The organism is Flavobacterium sp. OHVDL-2026-0007 (assembly GCF_059882335.1).
The window spans coordinates 696402-712586 of the sequence record NZ_CM187612.1 but is presented as its reverse complement, the minus strand read 5'-3'; the positions used below and the strand labels follow the sequence as shown (position 1 = coordinate 712586).

The window sequence follows — 16185 nt, the reverse complement described above, 5'->3', positions numbered from 1 at the left end:
AAACATTTGTTAATTAATCTATTCTAAAAATTAGTCTTCACAACCGAAAAGCAACCAAAAAACCTACATATTTCAGGAGCATCTCTTTTAAACACGTCTAATTCTCACAAAACAGAGATCGTTCTGTTTAATCTTATCAATATTACAAATAAAATAGATAAACCACAAGTAAAACGGAGGAAATACAGGGAAATATTCTCACAATTATCAAGCTGTTTTTTTAACCTTCTATTTTTCAGACCAAATGAATACTTAGTCTCTCCAAGAAAAAATTAAATTCAAATACCTAAAAAAAAGAAACCCATAAAACCACCAATATCTAGGATGTAACAAAAACGTTTTCATTTCTTCTACCCTCAAATCCAAAAACCGTTAATTTTTTGCGAAAAACAAATAATCAACCACCCAAATTTACATTTATACGGCCAAAACAAAGATTTACACCTACAAACGTTAAATAAAAGCGAAGCTCTTTCGTTTTCGGTTCAAAAAGTTAAATTTGTAAGCTTACTAAAACAAAACCTTAAAGAAAAATTACCTCAATTTTATGAAAGTAAAAAATCTAGTTTACGCTCTACTTATCATTGGACTCGCAGGATTTATTGGCTACAGAGTTATATCTAACAAAAGTAAAAATGAAGAATCGAAAAAGTTTGGAGATAAAGGTTCACCTACTACGGTCACTGGTATTGTCGTAAAAACAGCCACCTTTGATAACAATTTATCCTTATCCGGATCAATTGAAGCTAATGAACAGGTAGAAATACACAGTGAAGTATCAGGAATCGTTGAAGGCATTTACTTTAATGAAGGTAGTTATGTCAATAAAGGCCAAGTCCTTTTCAAGGTCAATGACTTAGAACTAAAAGCGCAATTAAGACAAGCCGCGACTAGAGAAGGTTTGGCTGCTGAAAACGAAAGAAGAGCAAAATTATTACTTCAAAAAGAGGCCATTAGCCAAGAAGAATTTGATATAGCAAGAGCAGATCATGCCTCTGCCCAAGCCCAAAGCCAATTGATTCGAGCTCAAATTGCAAAAACCGCAGTAAAAGCTCCTTTCTCAGGAAAAATTGGTTTACGCTATATCTCTCCAGGAACCTATATCACACCAAGTATATTGGTCGCAAAACTAGTCAATAGTGGAAAACTAAAAATCACTTTTTCTATCCCAGAAAAATACGCAACACAAGTAAAAACAGGTTCTACTATAGAATTTATGGTTTCTGGATCGACCAAGACCTATACCGCAAGAATATATGCCATTGAGCCTGAAGTAGCTGTAGCCACTCGTACTTTACAAATTCGTGCCATTGCCGAAAATGTGGATGGCACACTTTTACCAGGTACATTTGCCGATGTAAAGCTACCTTTAGATATCATCCAAGATGCTATTGTAGTGCCTTCAGAATCCATCGTACCGGTGAAAGATGGTAAAAAAGTATACATCGCCAATATGGGCAAAGCCAAAGAGGTTATGGTAGAAGCAACAACAAGAACAGATGCTTCTATTTTAATTTTATCAGGACTAAAAGCAGGTGATACCTTAATCACTAGCGGTGTAATGTCTTTAAAGAACGATGCTCCTATAAAAGTTAAAATAAAATAATTATTGATTTTACAGTGTCAAAATAGCCCAATTTAAGTTAAAAAAAAATTGCTATTTCCTACTGAAAATCAAAAATCCAACATCATAATGAGTTTATCCACTACAAGTATAAAAAGACCTGTTTTAACCATTGTACTGAACCTTTTAATTATTTTATTTGGTATGATTGGGTATACATTCTTAGGGGTTCGAGAATTCCCTTCGATTGATCCAGCGCAAGTCTCTATTCGAACCAATTACACGGGAGCCAATGCCGACATTATTGAATCACAGATTACAGAGCCTCTAGAAAAAGCTGTTAATGCTATTGATGGAATTCGAAACATTACTTCTTCGAGTAATCAAGGAAGCAGTAATATTACCATAGAGTTTAATCTAGATAAAGATTTAGAAGAAGCAGCAAACGATGTACGTGACAAAGTATCACAAGCCATTCGAAGTTTACCACAAGATATTGATGCACCTCCAGTGGTCTCTAAGGCCGATGCGGATAGTGATGCTATTATTTCAATGACCATTCAAAGTGATAGTCGAAGCTCCCTAGAATTAAGTGATTATGCTGAAAACGTAATTTCTCAGCGCTTAGAAACGATCCCAGGGGTTAGTGGAGTACAAATTTGGGGACAAAAACGTTACGCCATGCGTTTGTGGATTGACCCCGTTAAATTAGCTGCTTATGGTTGCACTGTTGCCGAAGTGCGAAATGCTTTGAATGCACAAAACGTTGAATTACCCTCTGGTAAATTAACTGGAAATAATACTGAACTAACAGTAAAAACCATTGGAAATCTATCCAAACCAGAAGAATTCAACAACATAATCATTCGAACTGATGGAGACAAAATTGTTCGTCTAAGCGATGTTGGTGGCGCTGAACTAGGCCCCGAAAACATCGAAACCAAACTGAGTCAATCGGGACTTCCGATGATTGGTTTGGCTATTGTCCCGATGCCGGGAGCTAACTATCTGGATATTTCGACTGAGTTTTATAAAAAGTACGAAGCCTTAAAAAAGGATTTACCCAAAGATATCAAACTAAACATAGCGCTGGACAATACGATTTTCGTAAAAAAATCGGTACTCGAAGTAGCAGAAACCTTAGGAATTTCAATCCTTTTGGTAATCATCATTATCTATTTGTTCTTTAGAGACTGGGCTATCGCCTTCAGGCCCTTAATTGATATCCCCGTTTCCTTAATTGCGACGTTCTTCATCATGTGGCTTTTTGGATTCTCGATCAACGTCTTAACCTTGTTAGCTATTGTCTTAGCTACGGGGCTAGTAGTGGATGATGGAATCGTAGTAACGGAGAACATCTTCAAAAAAGTAGAAGAAGGTATGTCACCTATTGAGGCAGCCATCAAAGGTTCTAATGAAATTTTCTATGCTGTTATCTCTATTTCGGTAACCTTGGCAGCGGTTTTTCTACCTGTGATCTTCTTAGAAGGTTTTGTGGGACGACTCTTCCGGGAATTTGGTGTAGTCATCGGAGCCGCGGTATTAATTTCGGCCTTCGTATCACTGACTTTAACTCCTATGTTAAATGCGTATTTAATGAAAGGTGGCGAGCAAAAAAAATCAAAATTCTACGTTCGAACTGAGCCTTTCTTTGAAAAATTAAACAGTGGCTATGCTGATGCTTTAAATCGTTTCATGGCCAAGAAATGGCTTAGTTTCCCTATTTTAATTGTCTGTTTTGGCTTGATCTATTTGTTTTACACTATACTTCCAAAAGAAACTGCTCCTTATGATGATCGTAGTTCAGTGACCATGCGTATGACCATGCCAGAAGGCTCTTCTTACGAATACACCGACCGCTTTATGCAGGAAATTTCAAAATTGGTGGATGATTCTATTCCAGAGAAAAAAGTAAGTTTAGTGATCACAGCACCAGGTTTTGGAGCTTCTGCTGTAAACACTGGTTTTATCAGACTTTCACTAAAACAACCAGGTGAAAGAACGCGATCTCAAAAGGACATAGCCGATCAATTAACCAAATTAACCAAGCAATACCCAGACGCCAAAACTTCGGTAATTCAACAACCGACCATTGCCGTAAACAGACGTGGTGGCTTGCCTATTCAATACATTATTCAAGCACCCAATTTTGAAAAACTAAGAGAAAAGATTCCGGTTTTCATGGACGAAGTAGCCAAAAGCGATGTTTTTTCCGTTACGGATGTCAACTTAAAATTTAATAAACCCGAAATAAATGTTAGTATTGATCGTGCTAAAGCCGAAAGCTTAGGCATTTCCATTATTGATATTGCCCAAACCTTGCAACTTTCCTTGAGTGGACAACGTTTTGGTTACTTTATTAAAAACGGAAAGCAATATCAGGTGATTGGACAGTTTGATCAAAAAGACCGTTCTAAACCGCTGGATTTAACCTCGATGTTCGTCAAAAACAAAAATGGGGAATTGATCCAAATGGACAATGTGGTTACGATCGAAGAACAAAGTAATCCTCCACAACTCTACCATAACAATCGTTATATGTCGGCCACAGTTTCAGCAGGTTTAGCCCCTGGAAAAAGTATTAGTGATGGTATTGAAGCCATGGACCAAATAAAAACAAAAGTTTTGGACGAAAGCTTTACTACTGATTTAAGTGGTGAATCCCGAGATTTCGTTGAAAGTAGTTCCAATACTTCTTTTGCTTTTGGACTGGCTTTGTTGTTGATCTTTTTGATTTTAGCAGCGCAATTCGAAAGTTTTATTGATCCACTGATTATCATCTTAACAGTACCAATGGCAGTAGCAGGAGCCTTATTTTCACTGTGGTTATTCAATCAAACTTGGAATATCTTTAGTCAAATTGGAACCGTGATGCTAATCGGATTGGTAACCAAAAACGGAATTCTGATTGTGGAATTTGCCAATCAATTGCGAGAGCAAGGAAAACCAAAACTAGACGCTATTCTAGAAGCCTCAGAAGCACGTTTACGTCCGATTTTAATGACCAGTTTGGCCATTGCCTTAGGAGCCTTACCAATTGCCATGTCACTTGGTGCCGCTTCTACTAGTAGAATTGGAATGGGAGTTGTAATTGTTGGAGGAACTATTTTCTCCTTAGCCTTGACTCTATTTGTCATTCCAGCTATTTATTTGATGTGGTCTAAAGCTAGAAAACATTATCCTGAATTTGATCATATTGAAGAATATGAAAAAGCAAGTAAGTAATTGATTGTAAATTTTGAAATAATATAGAAGCTGTGAATTCCGTTATAAAAGGGACTTCACAGCACACCATCTGATCACATGAAAACTAAATCTATCATAACAAGTCTCGTTTTGTTTTTGTTTTGTATAACAAAAGCAAGCGCTCAAGAAGTCTTAACTATCGAAGAAGCTATGCATATAGCCTTAGAAAATAATTTTGAAATTAAGATCGCTAAAAACAATTCTAAGATAAACCAAACCAATACCACCCTTGGAAATGCCGGAATGCTTCCAACGGCAACGGCATCAATTACCGACAATAATAGCATCCAAAACTCCTCGCAAACGCGTCAAGACGGAACAACCACCTCTTTGAATAATGCCAAAAATAACAGTTTAAATTATGGTGTCAGCTTAGGTTGGACTGTTTTCGATGGAATGAAAATGTTTGCCAAATTGGATCAGTTAAAAGAACTCCAAAAATTAGGAGATTCAGAATTAAAAAGAGTCATTTTAGTGAAAATTGGCCAGGTAAATTCTGCCTATTATGATCTGGTTCAGCAACAACAACAATTAGCTGCTTTAGATACGACTATAGTGATTTCGAACCAACGATTAACCTTGGCTAGAAACCGTTTCAGTATTGGTAAAGCCTCAAAACTTGAAGTTTTAAACGCTCAAGTTGACTTAAATTCAGACCAAGTTGCTTTATTAAGACAAAAAGAATCCTATGCCAATGCTAAGATTTTATTGAACCAATATTTAGCGAGAGATCCTAAAATCAATTTCAAAGTAGTGGATTTGGTTAGAGTAGACAATCAACTAGTTTTACTCGATTTGATGGAATTAGCTCAAAAGCAAAATCCTGCTTTAGAATCTCAAATCATCAACAAGCGTATCGCTGAATTACAGCTGAAGCAGGTAAAAGCGGACCGCTATCCTGTTGTAAATCTAACCTCTGGATACAATTTTTCAGAAAGTCAATCTAGCTTAGGCTTTACAAGTCAAGCATCCGCAAGAGGTTTAAACTACGGTTTTAATGCATCACTAAACATTTTTGATGGTTTTAATCAACACCGAAATGAAAAAGTAGCGAAATTAGAAATTGAGAATTCGCAAATGGCTATTGAACAACAAAACATGATGTTGAACTCCCAATTAAGTACTGCTTTTCAAACCTACTTAACCAATTTAGAATTGATTACTTTAGAAGAAGACAATCAGATTATTGCCAAGCAAAACTTAGACATTACTTTAGACAAATTTAGAATAGGAACGATCACTACACTTGATTTTAGAACAGCACAATTAAACTATGTCAATGCCAAAGTGCGTTATAGCAATGCACAATATCAGGCTAAATTATCTGAAATTGCTTTAAAAGAACTTGCAGGTACTATTAATTTTTAATTTAAATTTGTTTAAAAACAAACCGTAATGATTTCGTATAACACCAAAGACTGGTTTACATTTATTTTTCATTTTCATAAATCAGATACCGTTAGAAAATTATTTCCGGTGATGATTGCTATAGGCATATACTCGGCAACTGTGGGTTATCTCGAAGTAGAATATTTTAAAATCGGGAAGAATGATTACATACAGAATATTCCAATTATGCACGGAATGTTAGGTTTTGTTATTTCATTATTACTTGTTTTTAGAACCAATACTGCTTATGATCGCTGGTGGGAAGGAAGAAAGTTATGGGGAGGCCTTGTCAATAATAGTCGCAATCTGGCTATTAAACTCTCCGCTATGCTGAAAGATGAAAATGATCGAAAATTTTTCAGAAAATTCATCCCTACCTACGCTGCTATTTTACACAAGCATCTTCACGATTCTGAAACCGGAAAACAGCTTTTTGATGATGTAGACCTAGAAATTGATCATCACAAACACAAACCCAATCAGGTAAAGAGAATGATGTTTCATAGGATCAATGATTTATATAATTCAAAAAAGATTACTGGTGAACAACTCATCATTCTCAATGAAGAATTACAATCTTTTACTGATATTTGTGGTGCCTGCGAAAGAATAAAAAACACCCCTATTCCCTACTCTTACAGCGCTTTTATCAAAAAATTTATTTTCTTTTATATCATGACCTTGCCTTTTGGCTATTCCATTAGTCTTGGCTACTATGTGGCTCCTGTAGTGGTTTTTATTTTTTACGTACTGGCGAGTTTAGAGCTTATTGCCGAAGAAATTGAAGACCCGTTTGGAGAGGATGAAAATGATTTACCGACTAAAAAAATAGCCGAAAACATTAAAAAACATGTTGAAGAACTGATTTAACTCCTGGTTAAATCAGTTTTTTTTAGTTTCCTTGTCTCTGCTTTTGAGATATGGCAGCCCGAGCGTTATTCTCATCTCCTTGTTAGGTCTAAATCAAACCCTCACTATCACTGTGATTTTTTTACTAAGTAGAGCCTTAAAAAAGCCTCCAACAGAACGAAATTTGTGGATTTCTCTTGCTTCTATTTTTTAATAAAATCAGGGCAAAAAAACCAAATAAATTGTTTCTTACTCCAATACGCAATCCTTATATTTGTATCCTCATTTAAGAATAATAATAGTTAACATGAAAATATCTTACAACTGGTTAAAACAATTCATTAAAACAGACTGGCCATCGGAGCAAACTTCTGAATTACTGACAGATTTAGGTCTGGAAGTAGAAGTTGTCGAAAAATACCAGTCGATTAAAGGCGGTTTAGAAGGAATTGTTGTAGGACACGTACTTACTTGTGAAAAACATCCTGATGCAGATCGACTAAAAGTTACTACGGTAAACATTGGTTTGGATCAACCTATTCAAATTGTTTGTGGTGCAGCAAATGTTGCGGCAGGACAAAAAGTACCAGTTGCCACTATCGGAACCGTTTTATATGATAAAGACGGTGCTGAATTCACCATTAAAAAAGGAAAAATTAGAGGACAAGAAAGCCATGGTATGATCTGCGCCGAAGACGAATTAGGTCTTGGTACTGGTCATGATGGTATTCTAGTTTTAGATAGCAGCTTAGCGCCAGGAACTCCAGCTGCTAAGGTATTTAAAGTCGTAAATGATGAAGTTTTTGAAATTGGACTAACACCCAATCGTGCCGATGCGATGAGTCATTTTGGAACTGCTCGTGATCTAAGAGCAGGTATGTTACAACGTGGCGTAAACATTGAATTAATCACGCCTTCGGTGAGCAATTTTAGAGTCGATATGCGTACTTTAAAAATTGATGTTGTAGTCGAAGAACCGACATTGGCTCCTAGATATTGCGGTGTAACGATTTCTGGTATATCCGTTCAGGAATCACCTAGTTGGCTGCAAGATCGCTTAAAAGCGATTGGATTAACACCAAAAAACAATGTTGTAGATGTTACTAATTATGTTTTACATGAATTAGGTCAACCACTTCATGCCTTTGATGCCGCAAAAATCAACGGAAAAATACTTGTAAAAACGCTTCCTGAAGGAACTAAGTTCACAACTTTAGATGATGTTGAACGAACACTTCACAAAGAAGATTTGATGATTTGCGACGAAAAAGGACCACTTTGTATTGCAGGAGTTTTCGGAGGAAAAAAATCTGGAGTAACTGAAGGAACCACTTCTATCTTTTTAGAAAGTGCTTACTTTGATGCTGTTAGCATTCGTAAAACTGCTAAAAGACATCAATTGAACACAGATGCTTCTTTTAGATTCGAAAGAGGAATTGACCCTACTATAACCGAATACGCTTTAAAAAGAGCAGCACTTTTGATTATCGAAGTAGCGGGTGGAAAATTAACGTCTGATGTTGTAGAAGTATATCCTAAAAAAATAGAGGATTTCCCTGTTCTATTGAATTTCGCTAATGTTTACAAAATCATTGGACAAGAAATTCCAAAAGATACGATCAAAAAGATCCTAGTTTCTTTAGATATTAAAGTAAATAGTGTTTCTGAATCAGGATTAGGTTTAACAATTCCAGCCTACCGTGTTGATGTACAACGCGAGATTGATGTAATTGAAGAGATTTTAAGAGTGTATGGCTACAACAATATTAATTTCTCTAAGAAATTAAATGCAACAGTGGCTAATTCACCAAGAACAGAAGATTATAAAGTACAGAATACCATCGCTTCACAGTTAAACTCGCAAGGTTTTCATGAAATGATGGCCAATTCTTTGACTACAGCTACCTATACCAAATTATCAGCTGTCTTAAAAGAAGAAAACAATGTAACCATTCTTAATCCTTTGAGTGGTGATTTGGCTACAATGCGCCAATCATTATTATTTTCAGGACTAGAAGCGATTTCATACAACATCAACAGAAAAAACGCTGATTTAAAGCTTTTTGAATTTGGGAAGTCCTATCATAAGTACCTTAATGGACATGAAGAGCACAAACATTTAACTTTAATGATTTCTGGAAACAGAAACAAAGAAAGCTGGACCAATCCACAAAAAAGCACTGATTTCTTTTTATTAAAAGGATATGTTAAGGGTATTTTATCACGTTTAGGAATTGAAAAAATTTCAAATACTCCTGTTCAGTCTGATATCTTTTCAGAAGGGTCGGCCATTACTTACAACAATGACATCTTAGTGGAAATGGGTGTTATTAAAAAATCGATATTAAAACATTTTGGAATTAAGCAGGATGTATATTATGCAGATTTTAACTGGGATCTAGTTTTAAAAATCATCACTGGAAAAATCAAATACAGTGAAATTCCTAAGTACCCTGAAGTTCGCAGAGATTTAGCGTTGTTAATTGACCACAACACCACTTATGAGAGCATTTACAATTTGGCTAAACAAACCGAAAAATCGTTATTAAAAGATATCAATCTATTTGATGTATACGAAGGAGAGAAACTTCCAGAGGGTAAAAAATCGTATGCCTTGAGTTTTACCATTCAGGACAATACAAAAACACTTACCGATACTCAAATCGACAAAATCATGTCAAAATTGCAAACCGCATTTGAGACTGAGCTTGGAGCAAGTTTAAGATAAAATCATACGCATACTTATAAATCCCAATTCTGAATCATTTCAGAATTGGGATTTTTTTTTTAAATCACTTTTCAATAGGTAATCGCAGCGAATATGGGATAGTCTTTTATTTTTTCTCTTCCACTCAAAAAGCTTAATTCCATTAAAAAATTGCATTGCACAATTTCTCCTCCTAATTGCTCCACTAGTTGACAAACCGCTTTTGCTGTTCCTCCCGTAGCCAAAACATCATCATGAACCAAAACACGTTCTCCCGGCTTAATTGCGTCTTTATGCATCTCTAAAGTGTCCGAACCGTATTCCAACTCATATGAAGCTGAAATTCTTTCGTAGGGAAGCTTATTCCGTTTACGCACTGGTACAAATCCTGCATTCAGCTCTTGAGCCAGTAATACCCCAAAGAAAAAACCACGACTTTCCACTCCTACAACTTTATCGATTTGCTGCTCTTTTAAAGCATTTTTTAAGATCAACAAACTTGCTGCCCTTGCTGCAGGGTCATTTAACAAAGGCGTTATATCTTTAAATAAAATCCCTTCTTTCGGAAAACCTTGAATATCACGTATATAGTTTTTAATGTTCATTTTTTTTGTTTTTATGTTATTTTATGCTTGTTTATCTCACATTTACGCCTATCTTTGCACCCGCAATCAAGACACATTAAAGCTACGAAATTTAGCCTAATGTAGAAAGATTAAAAATATTGGCCTCGTGGCGCAACTGAATAGCGCACTTGATTACGGCTCAAGAGGTTACTGGTTTGAATCCAGTCGAGGTCACTTAAGGAGACAACTATATAATAGTTGTCTCTTTTTTTATGCACTAATATGTAGATTTTTAAAGCCTTTACAGATCAGTTGCAAAAGTTGGGGGATTTAACCAAAAGATTAGATAATCTAGCTAGAAATAGTAAATGTAATGTTCTATGCTCTTATTTTAGATTTATCTAGCCCAGTCATTAATCCAATTACTCACGGTCTGACACCATTCATCATCATCATTCAAACACGGAATCGCTAAGAAATTCTCTCCCCCTTTTGCTTCAAAATCTTCTTTGGCGCGCATGGCGATTTCTTCCAGCGTTTCTAAACAATCTGAAACGAAAGCCGGAGTTACCACTGCTAATTTCTTGAGCCCTTTTGCTGGCATTTTATCAATTTCAACATCGGTATAAGGTTCTAACCATTTATCTCCAGCTAAACGCGATTGAAAAGTCAAACTGTATTTATCAGCTGGAAGTCCTAATAATTCTACGACTTGCCTTGTTGTTTCATAACATTGATGACGGTAGCAGAAATCGTGTGCCGGCGAAGGTGTGTTACAGCAAGAGCCGTCAATTTTACAATGTGATTTGGTTACATCGGTTTTGCGAATGTGACGCTCCGGAATTCCATGATACGAGAATAACAGATGATCGTAGTCGAATCCAACTAGATGTTTCTGGATAGAATCAGCCAGATTCTTGATGTAATCGGGTTTGTTATAAAACGCAGGAACATCGGTAAAAGTCATTTGTGGAAATTTCTTTTTACGAATTTCTTCTGCTTTAACCAAAATTGTCAATGTTGAAGCCATTGCATGTTGCGGATACAAAGGGAAAAGTAATACTTCTGTGACTCCTTTATCATGCAATTCCTGTAGCCCTTTTTCAATTGTCATACTTCCGTAGCGCATTGCCAACGAAACCGGAACATTTACTAAAGACTGTACTTTTTTCTGCATTCTTTCAGATAGCACCACTAACGGAGAACCTTCTTCCCACCAAATTTTAGCATAAGCATGTGCAGATTCTTCCGGTCTTTTTCTCAGGATAATGCCACGAACTAAAAAAGCTCGCAACAAATACGGAACATCGATCACGTGTTTGTCCATTAAAAATTCGTCTAAATATGGTTTTACATCTTTTGTAGTTGGGCTTTCCGGTGATCCTAAGTTTACTAATAGTATGCCTTTCATTATTTTTTTCTTTATGTTTTAAGCACTTGGCTTTAATCAATATACTCTATGTCTTTTAAAAATTCGTATTAATCGACATCAGATATTTTTTCGGAGTTGTGGCAAATTTTTTCTTGAATCCCGCAATGAAGTGGCTTCCTGTACTGTAACCTATCTTCAAGCCCACTTCATTTACATTATAAGAGCCACTATCCAATAACTTTCTGGCGAAATCCATTTTGTAATCAAATAGAAAGCCATATACAGTATCGCCATAAATTTGTTTGAAACCCATTTTTAGTTTCTTCAAATTTAGGCCAATTTCATCAGCCAATTCCTGTAAACCAGGTGGTTCAGCCATATTCTCAATAATGATTTCTTTTGCTTTTCTTATTTTTAAAACACTATCGCCATCAATCAAAAATGGACATTGTTCTGCATTTGGATCTTCGTTTCGGTTAAAATACAGACTTAGCAATTCATATGCTTTTCCTTTATAATAAAGTTTTTTTATAGAGGGATGAAGGTTATAATGAAAAAGCTGACTTAAAACAATTGCCATTGACGGACTGATATTTGCTTTTTTATAATAATTTTTAACTTTATTGTCAGGACTTAAAAAAGTAATTAAACTTGTGTCAACAGAAAACAGTGCATGAAATTTGTTAATCGAAACAATAACAGAAATGACCCACGAATTTGGAGAAAGCTCTAAATGAAGTGGCAAATCCCATTGTGCATTGTACAACAGCAATGATTTTTCTTCATTCAATTCCAAATCATAATTAACATCATTGGACGAAAATTTGGCATTACCCTTCAGTACGAAATGAAACTGTATTAGAGCACTGTTTAATTGACAGCGCGTAAAAAAAGGTTCTGAACTGTCATTCTGAAAACAGACAATAGTAAAGTCCTCTTCAACTTTTATTTCTTGTTCCATCTTAGATTTTTTATTTTAAAACTGCATCGACTAAGATGTTTACCTTATTGGATAGCTTACCTTTAACCAGACTTGGAATTTCTATATTAAAATCACTGGCTATTACGGTAAAATTTGATAGAATACTAATTCCTAATATAGACTTGCTTACCTTTGCCTGGATGTATATGTCTTTGAATTTTCCGTGAAGTTCTAATTTACCTTTTATGATAAAATCTTTAGGATTTGCGCTAAGGTTATCCAGGTCAAAGGCCTCTATTTTCCCTTTGAATGTTGCTTTTGGATACTGATCGCTCTCCATATAATTTTCATTAAAATGTTCTTCCATTAAGGCTACTTTAAAGCGAAATCCTTTCATTAGGGCTAAAGCTGCAATTTCCCCTGTTTTCGGATTTAATACAAAAGTGACATTAGTATTCACTGCCTTTACTTCTTCAAAAGAAGCAACAGATGCTTCAAAAGTTATTTTACCTGCTTTACTGATCATTTTTTCTTGCGCGAGACCAATAGAGCAAACATAAAGCATTGCAAAGAGTATAATTTTTTTCATGGTTTTCTTTTATATTATGTTAGTTTTAAAATCCTTTTAATTTTTTTCGCTTATTTTAAAACAGCAATAATTTGAACTTTTACTCTATCATCAAGTTTATACTTGATAAGCGATGGAATTGGAATACCAAAATCACTCGCATTAACAGTAAAATCTGAAATAATAGTAATTCGGGAACCTGTCCTGGTGATTTTTGCACTGGCAATTATATCTCTTGATTTCCCATGAAGTTCTAAATTTCCTTTTATTAGGTAATCTTTATAATCTTCAGTTAAATTATTCGAATCAAACTTTTCTATTTTCCCTCTAAAAATAGCTTTCGGATATTTATCGGTCTCCATGTAATTTTCATTGAAATGTTCTTCCATTAAAGGCATTTCAAACTGAAATCCTTTTATCATGGCTAAGGATGCAATTTCACCTGTTGCCGGATTTAAAACAAAAGTTACATTGGTATTGGTTCCTAAAACCGGCTGAAAAGACGGGACCGAAGCTTCAAAAGTGATTGTTGATGATTTAGTTAATATTTTTTCCTGCGAAAAAACAAGGAACGAAGCCAATATCATTGGCATTACTATGATTTTTTTCATGTTTTTTACTATGGATTATTGCTCTAATAATCCATCTTGTTCCCATTTTTTAATAACATCAATTGTGGTTTGAGGCAATCTTGGCCCTCCCTGTGGCATTAATGAACTATTTCCATTTTCTAAAGAAATCCGATTGAGCAGCCCGCGATTTAAGACCGCATTTTTAACCTGGTCATAAGTAACCAGGGACATAGGTGCCCCATTTTTGGGAACAGCTGCATGGCAGACAACACAATTATTATCAATGATGGATTTCACATTCTGATTGTATGCGGCAACGCCGGTAATTGGTGGAGTGTCAATTAAAGTACTGGGATTATCATCTGTACAACTTACTAATAGTAAAGCAAATGATGGAATAAGCAAACGAGTTTTTAAATTCATGGGATTGGTTTTTAGTTTTAGAAAGGCTAAATGATTTTAATATTTAAAGCATTTTGAAATCATATACGGTGAAATGGATCATACAGATTTAATAACAGTCATATTTGATCATTTAAATCCAATAGGTATTTTTTAACGTAGATAATCCAAATACTAAAAACCAGCCATGAGAAAAAAAATACTTATTATTATTCCCCTCTTCCTGATAACTGGGATCTCAATTTACCTCTACAGTTACAAAGGTCATAGAAATATCGAATCAGAAACTGCAGATTATACTGTAACGGTTAAAGGACTCGAAAAAGAATTTACTTTCAATGACAGCCTTGCTACTGTCAAATATCAGGACAAAACAATTGAAGTAACTGCAATTGTAACAGCTGTTGAACCCGCGAGTAAGGGAATCGTTATTGGCGAAAAGATATTTGCAACCTTCAAAGACAGTTTGCCCAAAGACATTGCAATTGGCAGAATGCTAAAAATTAAAGGACGGTTTTTAGGATATGATGAGCTCTTACAAGAATTTAAAATAGATCAATCCTCCCTTGTACACCAAAACAAATAACAATTAAAATTAACCACATGAAAAAGCTCATTCTATTATTGTTTTTATTTCCATTACTAACCTATTCGCAAGACGACCTATTATCCGGAGTTGAAGCGCCAATCACAAAAGAAAAGGTGACATCTGCATTTAAAGCTCTGAAGATTGTCAATCTCGAATCGACCAAACTGGCGGCAAAAGGAGATTTGTATTTTGTTGTAGCACACCGATTTGGTTCTATAAAAGACGGCTTTGAGGGATTCTATGGACTGGATAATGCCAACACTCAAATAAAATTCATATACGGATTGACCCCGGGGATTAATATAAGTGCCGCCAGAAGTGAATTTGCTTATGACTTTGCAACAAAATATATGTTATTGCCGCAAATAAAAGACGGATTTCCGGTGACTATTGCAGGGTTTAATAGTTTGTCTATCAACAACACGCTAAAGGAAAGTCTATATCCTAAACTTGAATTTAAAAATAGGCTCACCTATGTAGCCCAGCTTTTAATTTCCAGAAAATTCTCCGAAAAATTATCTTTAGAAATAGTTCCATCATTTTTCCATGAAAATTTTGTGCTCGACCCCGAACAGAGCAATTCACAATATGCCATTGGCTTTGGTGGTAGATACAAGTTTGCAAAACGCTGGTCATTGAATATGGATTATGCGGCACACTTAAACAGGGCGTCAAATTCTATTTATAAAAATCCATTATCCATTGGTTTTGACCTGGAAACCGGCGGACACGTTTTTCAAATGCATTTTACCAGTTCTCAAGCCATTGATGAAGCCGGATATCTTGGAAGAACTACGGGAGACTGGACCAAGGGCGATATTTTCTTTGGGTTTAATTTGGCGAGAGTTTTCTAAAATACTCTGTAATTCAGCGTGTTGTTATTTAAAATAAATCTAAACTACTATTTCATCGATTTAAATAAAACCAAGCAAAAAAAGGGTTCGTATATGATCTAGAAAACCTAAAATCATTTTAAAAATCAGCTTTATGAAAATTAACAAATTTATTAAAAAAGGCCTTTGGACGGGATTGATCATTTTGGTACTATTTTTTGCCATTTTTCTATTCCACATTATTACTGCTAAGCCTGCTGTTTATGAAAGCCCAAATCTGCAGGTAAGCCGAATTGATTTTAAAACAAATATAGATTCGGTGCAAGCCAAACAAATATGTTCAGATTTGAGATCTATCAAGGGATTAACCTCTGATTCTATAATCGTAAAAAGAAATGTGGTTGTTTACTTCCATAACAACAAGATCACTAATTCTAAAAAAGTATTTGACCAGTTGATAGCCCTAGGACATTATGATGCTCAGCGTTATATTTTACCAGAAAATTTGGCTGGCAAAGAAGTTTGTCCAGTGAATCAAAATAGTTTGAGCTACAGATTGTCTCAAAAACTAAACCGTTTTTTTAATTAACCTTTAATATTTTTATT

General features: G+C 35.2%; 14 protein-coding genes and 1 tRNA gene. 9 read left to right on the top strand and 6 right to left on the bottom strand.

Annotation, left to right across the window (positions count from 1 at the left end; translation table 11 throughout):
• Positions 1 to 547 precede the first annotated feature (547 nt).
• From AC51AA_RS02895 to pheT, 5 genes are all read left to right on the top strand, one after another.
• Entirely contained in the window at positions 548 to 1606 is a 1059-nt protein-coding gene (locus tag AC51AA_RS02895) for an efflux RND transporter periplasmic adaptor subunit (RefSeq protein WP_500704245.1), read from the top strand.
• A gap of 87 nt (positions 1607 to 1693) precedes the next feature.
• A complete protein-coding gene (locus AC51AA_RS02890) occupies positions 1694 to 4789 on the top strand; it encodes an efflux RND transporter permease subunit (RefSeq protein ID WP_500704244.1) in 3096 nt (1031 codons plus the stop codon).
• Positions 4790 to 4867: 78 nt separating this feature from the next.
• Positions 4868 to 6178, top strand: a complete 1311-nt coding sequence (locus tag AC51AA_RS02885; RefSeq protein ID WP_500704243.1) for a TolC family protein — start codon at positions 4868 to 4870, stop codon at positions 6176 to 6178.
• Between the two features lie 27 nt (positions 6179 to 6205).
• Entirely contained in the window at positions 6206 to 7069 is an 864-nt protein-coding gene (locus AC51AA_RS02880) for a bestrophin family protein (RefSeq protein ID WP_500704242.1), read from the top strand.
• 286 nt (positions 7070 to 7355) lie between these two features.
• On the top strand, positions 7356 to 9776 hold the full coding sequence (gene pheT / locus AC51AA_RS02875; protein ID WP_500704241.1) for a phenylalanine--tRNA ligase subunit beta: 2421 nt from the start codon (positions 7356 to 7358) through the stop codon (positions 9774 to 9776).
• A gap of 71 nt (positions 9777 to 9847) precedes the next feature.
• Here pheT and AC51AA_RS02870 read toward each other — a convergent pair whose 3' ends face one another.
• Complete coding sequence (locus AC51AA_RS02870; RefSeq protein WP_500704240.1) at positions 9848 to 10360, bottom strand: adenine phosphoribosyltransferase; 513 nt, start codon at positions 10358 to 10360, stop codon at positions 9848 to 9850.
• 121 nt (positions 10361 to 10481) lie between these two features.
• Between AC51AA_RS02870 and AC51AA_RS02865 the strand changes: the two genes are divergently transcribed.
• A tRNA-Arg gene (locus AC51AA_RS02865) sits at positions 10482 to 10555 on the top strand.
• A 163-nt stretch (positions 10556 to 10718) separates the two neighbouring features.
• Here the strand turns inward: AC51AA_RS02865 and hemH are convergent.
• The 5 genes from hemH to AC51AA_RS02840 are packed head-to-tail and all read right to left on the bottom strand — an operon-like array spanning position 10719 to position 14178.
• On the bottom strand, positions 10719 to 11732 hold the full coding sequence (gene hemH / locus AC51AA_RS02860) for a ferrochelatase (RefSeq protein WP_500704239.1): 1014 nt from the start codon (positions 11730 to 11732) through the stop codon (positions 10719 to 10721).
• Positions 11733 to 11787: 55 nt separating this feature from the next.
• Complete coding sequence (locus tag AC51AA_RS02855; protein WP_500704238.1) at positions 11788 to 12654, bottom strand: helix-turn-helix transcriptional regulator; 867 nt, start codon at positions 12652 to 12654, stop codon at positions 11788 to 11790.
• Positions 12655 to 12664: 10 nt separating this feature from the next.
• Positions 12665 to 13204, bottom strand: coding sequence for a YceI family protein (locus tag AC51AA_RS02850; RefSeq protein ID WP_500704237.1), 540 nt, complete (start codon positions 13202 to 13204; stop codon positions 12665 to 12667).
• 50 nt (positions 13205 to 13254) lie between these two features.
• Complete coding sequence (locus AC51AA_RS02845; protein WP_500704236.1) at positions 13255 to 13794, bottom strand: YceI family protein; 540 nt, start codon at positions 13792 to 13794, stop codon at positions 13255 to 13257.
• A 15-nt stretch (positions 13795 to 13809) separates the two neighbouring features.
• Positions 13810 to 14178: a hypothetical protein gene (locus tag AC51AA_RS02840; protein WP_500704235.1), complete on the bottom strand. Its 369-nt coding sequence runs from the start codon at positions 14176 to 14178 to the stop codon at positions 13810 to 13812.
• Between the two features lie 166 nt (positions 14179 to 14344).
• On the opposite strand from AC51AA_RS02840, the gene AC51AA_RS02835 reads away from it, so the two are divergent.
• The 3 genes from AC51AA_RS02835 (at position 14345) to AC51AA_RS02825 (ending at position 16168) form a co-directional block, all read left to right on the top strand.
• The gene (locus tag AC51AA_RS02835) at positions 14345 to 14743 is read left to right on the top strand and encodes an OB-fold protein (RefSeq protein WP_042566874.1); all 399 of its coding nucleotides are present in this window, start codon (positions 14345 to 14347) and stop codon (positions 14741 to 14743) included.
• 17 nt (positions 14744 to 14760) lie between these two features.
• Positions 14761 to 15600, top strand: a complete 840-nt coding sequence (locus AC51AA_RS02830) for a DUF5777 family beta-barrel protein (protein WP_500704234.1) — start codon at positions 14761 to 14763, stop codon at positions 15598 to 15600.
• Between the two features lie 133 nt (positions 15601 to 15733).
• Complete coding sequence (locus AC51AA_RS02825; protein WP_500704233.1) at positions 15734 to 16168, top strand: hypothetical protein; 435 nt, start codon at positions 15734 to 15736, stop codon at positions 16166 to 16168.
• The last annotated feature ends 17 nt before the right edge of the window (positions 16169 to 16185 follow it).